Here is a 14,808-nt window from a genome sequence, read left to right as displayed (position 1 = left end):
ATGTTAATGATTAATCCAATCTGGATGTTGTTTTAGATTAGGGTTAAGGTTCAATTCTCGCTGTGGAGTAGGAAAATGCAGATGTCTTGCGGAGGCATTAATCTTGCCCGCGGCTTTCAGCTTAGCGACGTAGTAGTCCGCACCACGCCTCACCAAGTCGAACCATCTTTGATACTCATAGACGAGTTCTTTCCGACGCTCTTCAAAAACCGACTCCCGAAAGGCATCTTTACTAACGCTGGTTGTCAATAAAGTAGTCTTCGCCCGCTGCCGTACTGCATTCAACGCGTCTTTTGCAGCAGCAGTAGGTCCATTCAACTCATTTTCCGCCTCTGCGAAGATCAATAGCACTTCTGCATACCGAATAATTGGTAAGTTTTTAGAAGATTGGCTTTGATTACCGACCACCGCGTCGTCATAATATTTATTGAATTGCGGCGTAGGCAGTGCGTAATACTTACCGTCGACAGGCGATACTTTTCCGAGCGTAAAAGTCACAGCAAGGCGGGCGTCGGTTTTCTCGTACGCTTCATACAAGCCACCCTGCACATGTAAGGCATCCGCATAATCGCCATTGATGCCAGGAATATCAGCCGGTGCTGAACGGCCCGCCAAGGAATTGCCCTGGTAGCCTACATTCCCCTTAAACTGCGCCGAGAAAATATGCTCCTTCCCATTCTTCGTCTCCACGTTGAACACATCGGCAAATTCCTCAAATAGCTCATAGCCCTCCTGCTCAATGACCTCTGCTGCCTTAGCTTTCGCTTTCGCATAATCTTTCTGCGTCAGATAAACCTTAGCCAACAAGCTCTTTGCTGCTCCGGAACTCGCCCGTCCTCTGTCTGTATCGCCATATGCTTTATAATTGGGCAAAGCTTCTGCAGCCTGTAAATCGGCAATAATCTGTAAGTAAACCTGCTCCTCAGTACTTTTCGCCACCTGCAGTTCCGCCTTGCTCAGGTTTGCAATCGGCTGCAGTTGCAATGGCACGTCGCCAAACCAACGCACTAAATTGAAGTAATGCAAGGCGCGCAAGAACCTCGCTTCTAATATCAGACGCTTCTGTATCGTGGCGTCGATCTTATCGGCTGGAATCTTTTCTATAGCAACTATATTCAGGTTAGAAGCATTGATGGCATCATAGCTCTGCTTCCATAATTGCTCCATGCGGTCATTCGACGCGTCGTGCGTTAAGTTACTGATCGCGCGAACATGGGCATTCCGCGCACGCGGTCCCGCCTCATAGTCGTCCGTCGCCATCTCCACGCCAATCTGGAACAAACTATTATACAGGGACTGTCCAGTTTCATATAGTTTTCTATAAGTTCCGGTAACCGCAGCGACAGCTTGCGCCTCATCGAGGTAGAACTGCTCATTCACGAGGATAGCACGGGGCTGCTCGTCTAACTTCGAACAAGCGGTTGCAAGCAGTGAAATCAATAGGACAATAGGTAGATATCTTTTTCTCATGACAGGATATTAAAAGGTTAATGAAAGCCCCAACGACAAAGTCTTCGCTACAGGATAGATGCCAGCGTCGGTTCCGATCTGCACATTGCTGCCCGATGTTACTTCCGGGTCAAAACCGCGATAGTTTGTCAAGGTCAGTAGGTTTTGTCCAATAAAGTAAACTTGCGCATGATTAATGTGGGCTGAGCTTAACCAAGTTTTAGGCAGGGAATAAGCAAACCGTAGGTTCGCCAGCCGAACGAATGTTCCCGACTCCACAAATTGGTCCGAAAAGATGGGCGCCGGATCAAGCTTTGCCCGAGGATAAACCTGCGTAGTGTTTTCGGGAGTCCAGCGAGCTAAAGCATCTATCGACGCATTTTGCTGCCCGGTAAACATCTCGAGGTTTTGGCGATTTATATTCAGAATCTGATTACCGACAGTGCCTTGTATCAAGAAACTCAAATCGAAACCTTGATAAGAAAAGTTATTACTGAAGCCGAAGATAAAATCGGGTTGCGCATTTCCAATAATCGTGCGGTCGTTTGCTGTCGAAAACTTACCATCGCCGTCAATATCTTTATATAGGCGATCTCCAGCTTTTGGATTTGCATTCCCCGTATAAACACCCTTAGTGGCTTCCTCTCCCAACTGCAAGATACCGTCTGTCACCGTGCCATAGAATGTTCCCAATGGTTTTCCGACAGCAATCAGGTAATTACCGTTGATGTAGCGCTCCGAGCCATCGCCAATCGATAAGACCTTGTTCCGGTTAAAGGAGATATTGAAATCCGAACCCCAATTAAATGCACCCTGCACATTCTTGCTCTTGATGCTCAGTTCCACGCCTTTATTGCTCACCGAGCCGAAATTCTGCAAGGAAGTTGCATAGCCCGATGTCCAAGGAATTTCCACGCTGAGCAACAAATTTTTAGTGCGCTTGTAATAGTAGTCCGCTGATATTTGTATTCGATTTTGCAGGAATGCCAAATCAATACCCGCATCATATTGATAAGTCGTCTCCCAACCTAACTCAGCATTCGGCACACGCTGCGATGCAAATCCGGTCTGCACTGCATTTCCGAAATAATAGTTCAAAGCATAAAGAGTAGCGAGTGACTGATACTGGCCGATTTCCTGATTTCCTGTTGCTCCGAAGCTGGCGCGTACTTTCAAATCATTAATCGTCGGCAGTAAGCCTGTAAAAAAGTCCTCTTTGCTTGCTCTCCATGAAAACGCTAAGGATGGAAAATTACCCCATTTGTTAGCACTTCCAAAACGAGAACTACCGTCTCGGCGAATACTTGCCGAAACATAATATTTATTTGCATAATTATAATTTATGCGACTCAACAGCGAGTGTAATACCCAATCGTAAGCATCAGAGTTAGGACGGATTAAAACCGACCCGCTCTGCAGGTTGTTATAAAGAAGTTCGTCTGTTACGAAGCTTGATGCCCCTGCATTGAACAAGCTTGTACTGCTTTCCTGCTGCGTAAAACCGAGCAGCACGTTGAGGTCATGTTGTCCGAAGCTTTTGCTATAGGTTAGCGTATTCTCATTTAACCAGGCTTGATTCTCTAGGTTTCCCAAGTTGGCTGTCCCTTTGCTTCCTGAGCCCTCATAAATATATGATGGCAGGTAATACTTATCATTTCTATTACTCAGGTCTACCCCAAATAACACTTTAGCAGACAAACCTTTCAACAATTCGTATTGCGCATATGCAGTTCCCAGAACACGTAGATTATTAGATTCGTTGCTCGTCTCCAATAGTGTTGCAATAGGATTTGCAAAGATGTTTTCAAATGGATTACGCAGGGTATATGAACCATCCGCCTCATAGATTGTAGCCGTAGGCGGCATAATCAATAAGGAATTGATAATACCCGTCGGAGCGATCTGCGAATTGGTTTTATTGATAGTTAGATTGGCAGAAACATCCAACCGCTCGAACGGCTTTGCGTGTAAGTTGGATCGAAAACCCAATCGACGGAAGTCTGTATTGACCACAACACCTTCCTGATTCAGGTAGTTAGCGCCTAAATAATACTGAATTCTTTCTGCTCCCCCCGTCAGTGATAGCTGATGATTTTGCACCTCGCCCACTCGGAAGGCTTCGTTCTGCCAATTTGTACCCTCGCCTAGTTGGCTAATCTGTTCCTCCGACAAATACTGGAATTTTCCTCTACTTGGGTTGGTATCATACAGGGTTTCATTCCGTAATCGAGCGAAGGATTGGGCATCTAAGACGTCGATCTGCTTGACAACAGATTGCCAACCCTTGCTGCCATCGTAGTTCAGTTGCACACGACCTGCACGCCCCTTCTTCGTACTGATGATGACCACCCCGTTCGCGCCGCGAGAGCCATAGATCGCTGTCGCTGCAGCATCCTTCAAAACTTCAATGCTTTCAATATCGTTAGGGTTGATGCTCGCTAAGGGGTTGATCGGTGTCCCGCTGTTAACACCAGTGCTTTCCGACTGATTGTAAACTGGAAAGCCATCGATTACATAGAGCGGTTCATTGCCTCCTTGAATGGATGCACCGCCGCGAACCCGGATACTTACCCCCGCTCCGGGCTGCCCGGAAGTTTGTGTTACTTGTACGCCTGAGATGGCTCCTTTCAGCGACTGGTCGACAGAGCTTACCTTTTGATTCAAGAAGCTTTCCGGAACCGAGCCAACAGCTCCCGTCAGATCACGGCGTCGCTGCGTACCATAGCCGACCACGACCACCTCGTCCAGATCTTCCGAAGACGGACTTAACAAGATTGCGGTTGGCGATACGTCGACTACTAAATTCTTCGTCTTGTACCCAAGAAAGCTAACTTTGATCGTAAATGGCAATTTTTGTCCGGTGACAAATTGAAAACGGCCTTCCTGGTCAGTTTTTACTGCATGCGTTACGGCATCTAACTGTATCGTGACCCCTTCTATAGGCTGCCGGGTTAGTGAATCAAGAACAACACCTTCTAAAGATGCGTTGATGATAGGTTTGGGTTTATCCTGAGCATACAGCGTGCTGTTGAACAAGCTGAAAGCCCATAGCAATAAACTGAAATACCGAAGTACTCCAATATTTTTCATATGTTTGCTTTAGTTTAATAGTGAATACTTACAAGTGCCAACGCCAATTGAAAACTTGTTTCATTATTGAATTCGAGGGAAGCTTTGCTTCCCTTTTTTCTTTTTAGGGAAATGAACTAAAGACACATTCGCATACCAAAATGGGCAGAAAGATGAGAAAATTTGAAAGGTAAAAATGCTTGTTTAGATAGATTTCTTTTCATTGAGAATGATTTAGTTTAATAAATAATTTACTTGCGGTTACCAACGCCAATTGAATAACTTTTGACAAATATAATAGGATTAGAAAATAAAGTCTACTATTTTAGTAGATTATTTTTAAAGTGTTATATACATTCCTGATTTACAGGATAATAAAATACATTCACAGCGAGATAAGCACGAAGATTCATATTAAAGCAGTTATCTAAAAGTTTCCAAAATGGAAACTTTTACTTATTTTTATATCGCGTTATGATTATCCTGAAATTGGAACTTCTAGATCGTTTCAAAAAGAAACATGCGAGCAGCAGAAAAGGGATTGACGCTTGGATTATTCTGGTCAGAAGTGCACAATGGTTGAAAAGCCAGGACATCATAGACGATTTTCCAACTGCTAAGATTATCAGTGCGGATAGGGCTCGCTTCAAAATAGTTGGCAATAAATTCCGATTAATTATTGAAGTCGCCTATAAGGACGGTTATGTGGACGTTCGCTTTATTGGAACCCACGCAGAATATGATAAAATAGATGCGAAGAATATTTAGCTATGTGGTATTTACTAGAAAATGATAACGAGTATAAGAACGCCCTTAAACGATTTGAAGAGATCAAATATTCAAAGCGCGGTACGGTGGAACATAAAGAAAAGATGCTTTTGGTTACCTTGATTTCAAATTATGAGGTCAAAAAATACCCGGTTACGGAAATTGATCCTATTGAGATGATTAAAATTCGAATGAAAGAATTTGGATATTCGGCATCTCAACTAGGAAACAAAAGCACTGTTAGCAAGATCCTGAATTATAAACGACCACTCACCTTGTCTATGATACGGCATCTCTCGAAATTATTAAAAATCCCCTCTGACTTCTTGATCCAAGAATATCAATTAAAGCCTTAATAGTATAACATACTTTTCTAGCTATCTTTCCTATTTGTAGTTTTGAACCTTCGTATAAACAAGACGGGAATTTTGTCTTGAACTGAGGAAGGAAGGGCTAAGGGAATATGTGTATCGTCTTGAACCAGGAAAGAAAGGATGAAAAGATGAACAGGATCCTGCCAATCCTTACATCCTTCCTGTCCTGGTTCAGACGAACTTCCTTTTCTAAACAATACTATCCTGCCAATCCTTACATCCTTCCTTTCCTGGTTCAAGACAACTTTCCCTTGATAAACAATCTAAACACCTTCGTCTGACCACTAACAAACTTCAGCCTATTATAACCCCTATCAAACCCAATTCGGAGCGGCTTTGATTTGGGTTATAAAGGGGAGTGAAAGGGTTCTGAAAGGGTTCTAAGCAGATTGAGGGTTGACGAATCGACGATGCAAAAAAAATAAGCGGCCCAGAGGGGGCCGCTTATTTTTAGGTTTAGAATCGAATTACATCGTTTATCTTAATGTTTTGGCTTTTGCCAAAGCTTCTGTTGTTATATAGTATTTGGTGAGCATGTAGGACTTCTCCCATTCTGGCATCTCGCCTGCACGCACATAATCCAGGAACTTGTTGGCGACATGGGCAAAGTGCTCTTCATGTCCTTCCAATAAATCCGCAGGAACATCGACTACGTAGCCATTACCTTCCGCTTTCAGTGCAATACCCTTGTATTTACTAGCGATGGTTTCAAAGCCTGCATTTATGGCCTTTTTGTCGTCTTCTGTAAATCCGGTAGCTGCAGCTGGCTCGATGTATAAGCGTGGTTTATAGTTTTGCTCCTTGCCCTGTTTGATCGATACAATAGATCGCGTTCCACGAATTTGTGAAAGATGGGTATCAACGGATCCTTCGGGAGCCTGATAATTCCATTGTACGGCAACCTTGCTATGGACTCCTTTGAGCGAATAATTGATCTCGCCATTGGCGTAAACATTTAGCGTATCGTTCTTGACATCTTTTTGTAGGAAACCCGGGAATGCGGCATCGCCAGTTGATTGCTCAAACTCTGCTAAGCTAATTTTTGTAGGATAGCGATTCGCATTAAGAACTTCTACATCCGCCTTGTAGTCAAATACATTTTCCGGGAAAAGTTGCCATTGAATCAAATCGATCGAATGCGTGGTAACATCGACAATACCTTCTCCCTCCTGCTCGACATCGTAATACCAATCTGGACGAATCAAAGGTTTGCCCGACACCTCTTTAAAGAAGTGATGAACCGAATTCTTGATGATTGCCGGGTTATCAATTGTACCCTTCTCTAGTGTTCCAAATAGGTCGGCATTATGGACCAACTCTTTCTGAAGAATAGAAAAGATATTATAACGCTCGGTCATGATATCATATAGCAATACTTGCTTATCCTTCGCAACGTCAAAGGCGTCAATCAACAGGTTGAATCCTTCTTTGTTGATCGCCATGGGCTTATCCGAAAGTACGTTGAGCGCTGCAGAAACTGACTTATGGATATAATCTGTCTTTCTCTTATTGTTACCAGCTAACACGACGATGTTGCCAGGCTTTTCTTCCAGCATTTTCTCTAAGAAATCTGAATCGGTGTAGGATTCGACCTTCCAACCCGTCGGGTTTTCTTCACGGATATTATACTCGTTCAGCAGAGCATTGTGCGCAGATACGCCTAACGACTTTGGTGCATAAACATAACATACGGAGTCGATTCCGGGCAACATACTTTTTTGAATCAGGGACGCATGAAAATGTCCTGGATCTAAAGTCATCAGCGTGAGTTTATCTGACGTTGTTTCTTTTTCTGTTTTACAGGAATTCAAAGTAGCAAGAACAAGCAAGGCGATAGCTAATTTTTTCATTTGAAATTAGTTTAGTTGTGCAGCACTATCCTTATCAATAAAGAGTGATACCTGTGGATGTGTCCGCAATATACTAGATGGTATTTCCGTTGTAATTTCTCCGTTTAGGGTGGCATGAACTGCCGTCGCTTTGGTACTACCGGGCACCATGCAAAAAAGGCTTTGTCCAGCAAATAATGCTGGTACGGTCAGTGTGATTGCATGCGTTGGCACCTCCTCCAAGGTAAGGAAACATCCGTCGTTGACCTGCTGTTGTCTACTTGTTAAATCCAAGTCGACCAGCTTGACAAAATGAGGGTCTGCGAAGTCTGCTAAGTGAGGTTCATTGAATGCAATATGTGCGTTTTCCCCTATTCCTAAGCATACGATATCGATGGGCGCTTCTTTCAATAAGGCTTCATAGCGCTCGCATTCTGCCTGAGGATCCTCAGCAATGCCGTTGATGAAATGAACCTGTCCGATATTTACTTGATCAAATAGATTTTGCTCTAAGAAGCTAGCAAAGCTTTGCGGATGGTTTTTCTCGATGCCGACATACTCGTCCATATGAAAAGCGACTACCCGAGACCAGTCGATACCCTCGTCCTTACGTAAATAAGCCAGTGTTTCCAGCTGTGAAGGCGCCGAGGCAAATATCATACGAACAATTTTATCGGGTGTTTCCTGCAGTTCTTTAATTCGTGCTGCAGCTTTTTTTCCTGCATACAAACCTAGCTCCTCTCTATTTTCAAAAGTGTACACTTTTAGTGTACCAACTTCTAGTTCTTTAGCATCCATAGGTTTAGATAATTTTTTTGATAAATGGTTTTATTAATACTAGTGTAGGTACCCGATGAGAAAGCAAAGCATAATGAAATATGCTACCTTGCCATCGGCTTCCTTAATTCTTATAAAATTGTTGGTTTTCGCGATGTATAATATCTATCGGCATGAAATACTCTTTCTCCTGATCCTCTTCAAACATCAGAAAACGATATAGCGCTTTTATTCCGCGATATGCCTGCTCCTGTGGTTTCTCACAGATCAGAAAATCAATCATGCCTTGATTTAAATATTCAATGTTGTTTGGCAGAAAGTCATAACCTATGAGCAAGATATCGTTCTTGCCGATCTCTTGCAGAAATTTTGCAACCAAAGCGACCCTGGAATTGGTCACGAAGATGAGATGCAAGTCAGGGTTCGATTTTACGATCTTCGCTAAAGCCTTTTTGACAGCAGTGTAGTTCGTATCATAAAGATTTTCTTTAATAATATTTCGCGGTTTGTTGTCGTTGAAATAGCTCATGAATCCTTCTTCCTTACGTAGGATGTGGTGATCGGAATCGATATCTTTCGCAATATTCAATAGGAGGAGCTGATCGGTTTCCTTCGTCAGATAATGAATAAGATGTGCCGCAGTTTGTCCACTATGGAATAGGTTCGGGCCAAAATAACTTAAACTTTTCTGTTGCGGGATATCCGAGTTGATGAATACAAAAGGAATATTCCTACGCTTGCATTCTTCGGTAAATGCTACGGCTTCCTCAACAAAGGCCGGCGCCAAGAGCAGTCCATCGATATCGGTTTGTTTCAAAATGTTCTTCGTCTGTTCGATAAACGATTGCTTATCGTTCATGTCGTAGAAGAACTTTGATACTTTCACATTATAGAGCTTGATTTCATTTTCTGCTTGAAAAATGCCCTGCAAAGGCACATCCCAGTAATCGGTTTCCTTGGATTTCTCCGGAATCAGCGTATAGAGGTGCATCGTTTTCGACGATGCAAGGCGCCGCGCGAGTATATTGGGTTTATAATCCAACTCTTTGATGATCTCGAGAATTTTCTGTTTTGTTTTCTCCGAAACCCCCGGTCGGTTATGCAGCACCCTATCAACAGTAGCAATGGACACTTTCGCTCTTCTAGCGATTTCCTTGACCCCGTTTAACTCTTTTTGCTTTTTTTCCATATAAATCCAATGTACCCGTTTTTACGGATTGATCGACAATATAACTAAATAATCAGTAAAACATATTAACTTAAAAAACATTTTTTATACTAATTAGTAGCTTACCGAATAGCGATTGTATATCAAATTAGCCCGATTCTGTTTGGCTTCACGCTTCTGCTTTCAACAGCTCGCGGCTGTATTAGACGCGCGGCTCCCACCCTCTTTGATATTCGCGCTTCCAATATTTATTCATAGCCTCCTTATTATTAAGGATTTTACCTGTTTTCGGATCGATATCAAGTGCCTGACCAGTACGCTGTGCTATATTACCCAACTGCACCAATAGCGTACTTTGATGACCACCAATAATATCAGAATTCAATGCAGAACCGTCTTTAATCGCCGAGAAAAAATTCTGAATATGGATAGCATCTAATTGTTGTGACGGATTCGTTAGGCTCGTTGCTTCAACTTTCGTTGTGTCGCGAACTTCCTTCACCAACTTGCTATTCAAGTCAAAAATTTGGTAGGCATTATCGCCGTTGATCTGTAGTGAGCCCTTCTCACCGTAGAAGACTACGCCTACCGTAGCGCCGTCGGTTTTCATGCCATTACAGCTTCTGCCTTCCCAGGTAATCATGCTGTTGTTTCCAAACTCTAGACCGATGGTTTGTGTATCAGGCGTCTCCCAGTCATCTTTGTGTGCGAATCGACCGCCCACAGAAGTGACACGCGTCGGGTACTCGACTTGTAATCCCCAACGTGCTAAATCGACGAAGTGTGTTCCGTTGTTTAGCGCCTCACCTGTTCCCCAATGCCAAAACCAGTGCCAGTTGTAATGCAGAATATTATCTTTATATGCACGACGTGGTGCCGGTCCTTGCCATAGATCGAAATTTAACCTGTTCGGTACTGCTACTTCTTTTCCAACACCAATTGGTGCTCTATTGTTTGTGTACCATGTTTTCGCGAAATATGCCTTTCCAATAGCTCCGTTATGTACTTCACGAATTCCTGCGGCAACATTTGGCCAAGAACGGCGCTGGTTGCCCATTTGGATTACATTTTTGTATTTCTTTACCGCCTCGATTAGCAACTCGCCTTCGTGCGGGTTATGGCTACATGGCTTTTCCAAGTAAACATGCTTGCCTGCCGATGAAGCAAGAATTGCAGCAGGCGCGTGCCAATGATCTGGCGCCGCAACTACCAGTGCATCCACATCCTTATCTTCCAAAGCACGACGGAAATCACCTTCGGTCTTCGGTTGATGTTTCTGGCGTTTCATCACTTCCGGCATACAGCGATCAATTGCTCCTGAGTCTACATCACAGATATAGGTAATCTGCGAGTTGGGCTGTAGGGCAAAGTTATTTGCTAAAGCCTTACCACGCGCATTGACGCCCATCATCGCGATATTGATACGTTCGTTAGCACCTATTATATTTCCATAGCTTTTTGCCGAGAATGAGGGCAAAATGCCTCCAAAGGTCATAGCCGTTGTGCCAATGACTGCTTTTTTGATAAAATTTCTACGAGATTCTTCCATCTTATTTAGGTTTATGATGTTACTAATGATACAGGTTTCCCTTGCTGACGCTTGCTTTCGTCTGCCGCTTCGATAAACGCACAGATCTCTAAAGTCTCTTCGGCAGAAACAGGTGGATTTCCGGTTTCAAAGAATGCGATAATCTCCAACAAGAGGGAATCATAACCTTTAAACTGCCCCAGCGTCGTATTTCCTTTTTCGCCGAACACAGTACCTCCATAATCATGCTTACCCACACGAAGACCGCGGAACGTACCGATGCGGCCATCTTTCCATTTTCCGACTACCACATCCGTACCTTCAGTATGCACGCGCGTTACACTTTCACATCCCGTTCCCATTAGTGCAAACAGGATCTCAATACCGTGGATACCATACCAGAAGAAGTCAGGGTGGTTTGGTTCTAATGCCGCAGGGCTGAATGTGTCAGCACCTAAGACTTTGCCAACGCTACCTCCTTTAACTTCTTTTACTTTGTCCATGAAACGCAAAGACGAAGTGGAGAATACCGGAACATTGTTTTGTTTTGCTAAGTCGAATATCTGTTTAGCATCTTTATACGAAGCCGCAATTGGCTTATCGATAAATAAGGTCTTTTTAGCCTTGATAACAGGTATGGCTTGTTCTAAATGCACTCTTCCGTCGTTGCTCTCTAACAATACCACGTCTACCTTTTTCAATAGCGCATTGATATCTTTAACGATTTCAACGCCATACTTTTTTACCTCTTCGATGTATTTCGGAACGCGCTCGACAGAGGATGGAATATCCTTGCTACCTTGTGCTACAGCGGCTACCACTTTATACCCTTTAAATCTAGGGTCAGGATTTTCTCCATTTAAAGATTTGGTAAATGCCGTCGCATGCGACGTATCTAATCCGATAATTCCGACGCGCTTTCCTTTTTGTACGGAGGAAAGGCCTTCAAAGAATTTGGTATTTGGACCGAGCATGCCGATTCCGAGCGAGGCCATTGCTGTTGTTTTTATGAAACCTCTTCTGCTAACATCATTTTTCATAGCTATTTAAGTTTAAGGTAATTCTGTTTATAATTTTTTGAAGGGTCAAGATTCCGAATATCAAATGTCTTGGATGATGATAGTTTTCTATCCTTATTCCCTCCTCTTCTCTGTTCATCTGTCTATTTCCGTTGATTTTCCAAGGTTTATAGGGTAAATGATCGAGTATAAATTGCTGCTGCAAATACTGCAGTGTGTTTTGAAACGTATGATACGCCCATTCGTCAGAACGCTCCTCCATCAGGATTAAACATCCGACCATAACTTCCTCTTGTGCCCAAAGCACTTTATCTAAGAGAAACCTGTTTTCTTTGGCATGATCCAGACAGTGGAAGAAACCACCAAATAAATCGTCCTTTGCTACCTCCACATGAAACTTGAAGCGGGATGCTGCAAGATCGAACAATTCCTGATCCTTTCGGCGCTTCGCCTCATCCATAATCATCCATAAGGTTTCTATAGCATGCCCGATGTAAACAAACTGGTCAAGACTTTCGCCCAGTCCGCTGCCCGCTTTACTTCGCAGTTCGGGCATCAGGTTGAGTTCTGCATCATAATGCTTTTGAAGCAAAGCTTCTAAACAATAATCTGCAATTTCTTCGAGTTCGGTATCAGCTTGAAGGCGCAATAAGGTCGTACATAGGTGCAATACGATCATGTAATGCCCCAATATTTCTTCTGCTTCCGGATAATCTTTCGTAGGTGTATACTCCAAAAGATAGCGATATTCTTTCGTTTGGTAAAGTGCAAATGCTTCCTGTAGAATATTTTTAGCTTCGTCCCAAGCATCTTGCTCGCCACTGGCATCAGAATAAGCGGCCAAAGCTTCTGCTACAAAGAGATTTCCATAGATATCCCCTTCTCTTTCTTGGAGGTCATTGCCGGCTTGATCGTAAGACCAAGGCCAGAAACGAGCACCAGTATCTTTGGCTTTGAACAATAATTTGAGCGTTTGCTTGGCGCGCTCTAAGTATTGCGGATCAGTATCCAACACTTTGTATAAATAAGAATAGACCCAAGTTCCTCTGGCATCATACCAGGTTCTTTTGTGGCTGCTAAGCTGCTTGCCTTTATAGCTGGTATTCCAAAAATACCCTCCATGTTCCTTATCATATACGTATTCATCGATAAAAGGCAGGTAGTCGTCGAACAAGTATTGCTTATACTGTTCAAGCATCATATATAGCGTTTCATTTGTAAACGCCGTCTGCCTATTTATCTGTATGCTATTCATTTTATGTTCTGTTATTCTTCGTTAATGGCATCTAATAGTTTTTCTGTTTTTTCAGGAACTTCTCCTTTGGCAACAAATGCATAGCCAATATAGAGTACCAAAGACGTAATAAGTGGTCCTGCTAATTCCACCGCAAGTCCGGTTCCTCCAATGAGTTTTAAGATGACAAACGTCGCTAAACCACCGATAATGGAGAGTAGTGCGGCTATGCTTCCGCTATGTTTGAAATATGGTAAAAGACCAAGAATCATCGGGATAGATATAGGGCCTAACAATGCCGCAAACCAGGAAATGATTAATCCGATTACCCCTCCAAATGTCTGTGCGTTGAAAGCGATAATTATCGTCATAACCAGAAAGCTAAAGGTCGTAATGCGCGCAACAAGTAGCATCTTCGGTTTATCGAAAGTTTTAACCTTCTTGATCATAACCGGCAAAATATCACGGGTGATCACCGAGGAGATAGTATTCGCATCTGAAGAGGTCATGGATAGCGTTGTTGAGAATAACGAAGCAACCAATAAACCTAAGAGACCGGGAGGAAGAAACTCCATTGCCATTAAAGAATAGGAAGTTTCTGGCTTTTCTAAGTTCGGGAAGAATATAGGCGCCGCAAACATCGGATAGAAAAGGATCAATGGCCAAACAAGGTAGAGGATTGCTGAAAGGATCGCCGCCTTTTTGGCGTCTTTCCCCGACGGCGATGATATAAAGCGCGTCGCGAGGTTCCAGGTTCCACCACTGTAACTAAAGAAATTGATGACTAGGAATGCCATGGCAAAGCCCACTGTATACGGGGAATTGAACAGATTACTGTTTTCTGGCGGCAAGCGATCCCACATCGTAAAGACGCCGGACGCCCCATCCCCCAAGTGCATCAGGACCACGAAGAACATGACTAAGCCGGAAGCTACCTGGATAAGAAATGACATAAAATCATTAAGTACATCGGCCCATAGGCCTCCTAAGGTTACATAGAAAAGAGTAACTACCCCGGAAAGAATAATACCCGTAACGATAGGAATGCCCATGAAAGCGTTTAATAATATTCCTACTGCTGCCCATTTCGCTCCAACATCAAATAACTTAACGATTACTCCGCACCAAGCCATCAGTTGTTGAACGGGCAGGTTATATCGCGTTGCTAAATATTCTGTAGGTGATTGTATACCCGTTTTAGTCCGTAGCCTTGCCCATCGGGGTGCGATAAAGATAATCGTTCCGATCATCGCGATTGCAATCGTCAATGCCCACCAAACATACATCACAAATCCATGGGTATAGGCAATTGACGCATACGCGACGAAGACTGCACCGCTATAACCGGAAACATGATGTGATATTCCAGACAACCACCAAGGGAGTTTCCCTCCTGCGGTAAAGAAATCGGCGGAAGAAGATACCTTGAAGTAACTGTAGATACCGATTCCAATCAGTAGAAAGAAAAATACGACAATGACGATATAATCAATGGGCTGCATAAGGCTGATAATAATTTAAATTATAATTGTAGATACGTGCGACAATGATGTCTTACTGTGTACGTACCCGAATATAAGATTAATTTGAAAA

General features: G+C 43.2%; 11 protein-coding genes. 2 read left to right on the top strand and 9 right to left on the bottom strand.

Annotated features, from left to right (window positions below):
- Positions 1-3 precede the first annotated feature (3 nt).
- A complete protein-coding gene (locus DSM08_RS06610; RefSeq protein ID WP_149525420.1) occupies positions 4-1,470 on the bottom strand; it encodes a RagB/SusD family nutrient uptake outer membrane protein in 1,467 nt (488 codons plus the stop codon).
- 9 nt (positions 1,471-1,479) lie between these two features.
- Positions 1,480-4,539 carry a SusC/RagA family TonB-linked outer membrane protein gene (locus DSM08_RS06605; RefSeq protein WP_149525419.1) on the bottom strand — a complete coding sequence of 1,020 codons (3,060 nt, stop codon included), beginning with the start codon at positions 4,537-4,539 and terminating at the stop codon, positions 1,480-1,482.
- A gap of 453 nt (positions 4,540-4,992) precedes the next feature.
- On the opposite strand from DSM08_RS06605, the gene DSM08_RS06600 reads away from it, so the two are divergent.
- On the top strand, positions 4,993-5,286 hold the full coding sequence (locus tag DSM08_RS06600) for a type II toxin-antitoxin system HigB family toxin (protein WP_149525418.1): 294 nt from the start codon (positions 4,993-4,995) through the stop codon (positions 5,284-5,286).
- Positions 5,287-5,288: 2 nt separating this feature from the next.
- The gene (locus tag DSM08_RS06595; RefSeq protein ID WP_149525417.1) at positions 5,289-5,642 is read left to right on the top strand and encodes a helix-turn-helix domain-containing protein; all 354 of its coding nucleotides are present in this window, start codon (positions 5,289-5,291) and stop codon (positions 5,640-5,642) included.
- 494 nt (positions 5,643-6,136) lie between these two features.
- Here the strand turns inward: DSM08_RS06595 and DSM08_RS06590 are convergent, their stop codons facing one another.
- From DSM08_RS06590 to DSM08_RS06560, 7 genes are all read right to left on the bottom strand, one after another.
- Positions 6,137-7,510, bottom strand: a complete 1,374-nt coding sequence (locus DSM08_RS06590) for a putative oxidoreductase C-terminal domain-containing protein (protein ID WP_149525416.1) — start codon at positions 7,508-7,510, stop codon at positions 6,137-6,139.
- A gap of 6 nt (positions 7,511-7,516) precedes the next feature.
- Positions 7,517-8,287 (bottom strand): glucosamine-6-phosphate deaminase, encoded by a 771-nt coding sequence (locus DSM08_RS06585; protein ID WP_149525415.1) that lies wholly within the window; start codon positions 8,285-8,287, stop codon positions 7,517-7,519.
- A 103-nt stretch (positions 8,288-8,390) separates the two neighbouring features.
- Positions 8,391-9,455 (bottom strand): LacI family DNA-binding transcriptional regulator, encoded by a 1,065-nt coding sequence (locus tag DSM08_RS06580; RefSeq protein ID WP_149525414.1) that lies wholly within the window; start codon positions 9,453-9,455, stop codon positions 8,391-8,393.
- Positions 9,456-9,636: 181 nt separating this feature from the next.
- Entirely contained in the window at positions 9,637-10,983 is a 1,347-nt protein-coding gene (locus tag DSM08_RS06575) for a Gfo/Idh/MocA family protein (RefSeq protein WP_149525413.1), read from the bottom strand.
- A gap of 11 nt (positions 10,984-10,994) precedes the next feature.
- The gene (locus tag DSM08_RS06570) at positions 10,995-12,002 is read right to left on the bottom strand and encodes a Gfo/Idh/MocA family protein (protein WP_149525412.1); all 1,008 of its coding nucleotides are present in this window, start codon (positions 12,000-12,002) and stop codon (positions 10,995-10,997) included.
- Positions 11,992-13,236, bottom strand: coding sequence for an AGE family epimerase/isomerase (locus tag DSM08_RS06565; protein ID WP_149525411.1), 1,245 nt, complete (start codon positions 13,234-13,236; stop codon positions 11,992-11,994). The genes DSM08_RS06570 and DSM08_RS06565 overlap by 11 nt, the downstream gene beginning before the upstream one ends.
- Positions 13,237-13,247: 11 nt before the next feature.
- Positions 13,248-14,717: a sodium:solute symporter family protein gene (locus tag DSM08_RS06560; RefSeq protein ID WP_149525410.1), complete on the bottom strand. Its 1,470-nt coding sequence runs from the start codon at positions 14,715-14,717 to the stop codon at positions 13,248-13,250.
- Positions 14,718-14,808 lie beyond the last annotated feature (91 nt).

This window comes from Sphingobacterium hotanense (assembly GCF_008274825.1).
GTDB classification, from domain to species: Bacteria; Bacteroidota; Bacteroidia; order Sphingobacteriales; family Sphingobacteriaceae; genus Sphingobacterium; species Sphingobacterium hotanense.
The sequence above is the reverse complement of the archived record's forward strand: the minus strand, read 5'-3'. Positions and strand labels throughout refer to the sequence as shown.

What these genes read in the sequence shown, in the direction of transcription:
- DSM08_RS06585 (WP_149525415.1), bottom strand. Translation starts at nt 8,287, where the DNA reads ATGGATGCTAAAGAACTAGAAGTTGGTACACTAAAAGTGTACACTTTT.
- DSM08_RS06610 (WP_149525420.1), bottom strand. Translation starts at nt 1,470, where the DNA reads ATGAGAAAAAGATATCTACCTATTGTCCTATTGATTTCACTGCTTGCA.
- DSM08_RS06575 (WP_149525413.1), bottom strand. Translation starts at nt 10,983, where the DNA reads ATGGAAGAATCTCGTAGAAATTTTATCAAAAAAGCAGTCATTGGCACA.
- DSM08_RS06600 (WP_149525418.1), top strand. Translation starts at nt 4,993, where the DNA reads ATGATTATCCTGAAATTGGAACTTCTAGATCGTTTCAAAAAGAAACAT.
- DSM08_RS06595 (WP_149525417.1), top strand. Translation starts at nt 5,289, where the DNA reads ATGTGGTATTTACTAGAAAATGATAACGAGTATAAGAACGCCCTTAAA.
- DSM08_RS06560 (WP_149525410.1), bottom strand. Translation starts at nt 14,717, where the DNA reads ATGCAGCCCATTGATTATATCGTCATTGTCGTATTTTTCTTTCTACTG.
- DSM08_RS06605 (WP_149525419.1), bottom strand. Translation starts at nt 4,539, where the DNA reads ATGAAAAATATTGGAGTACTTCGGTATTTCAGTTTATTGCTATGGGCT.
- DSM08_RS06580 (WP_149525414.1), bottom strand. Translation starts at nt 9,455, where the DNA reads ATGGAAAAAAAGCAAAAAGAGTTAAACGGGGTCAAGGAAATCGCTAGA.
- DSM08_RS06565 (WP_149525411.1), bottom strand. Translation starts at nt 13,236, where the DNA reads ATGAATAGCATACAGATAAATAGGCAGACGGCGTTTACAAATGAAACG.
- DSM08_RS06570 (WP_149525412.1), bottom strand. Translation starts at nt 12,002, where the DNA reads ATGAAAAATGATGTTAGCAGAAGAGGTTTCATAAAAACAACAGCAATG.
- DSM08_RS06590 (WP_149525416.1), bottom strand. Translation starts at nt 7,510, where the DNA reads ATGAAAAAATTAGCTATCGCCTTGCTTGTTCTTGCTACTTTGAATTCC.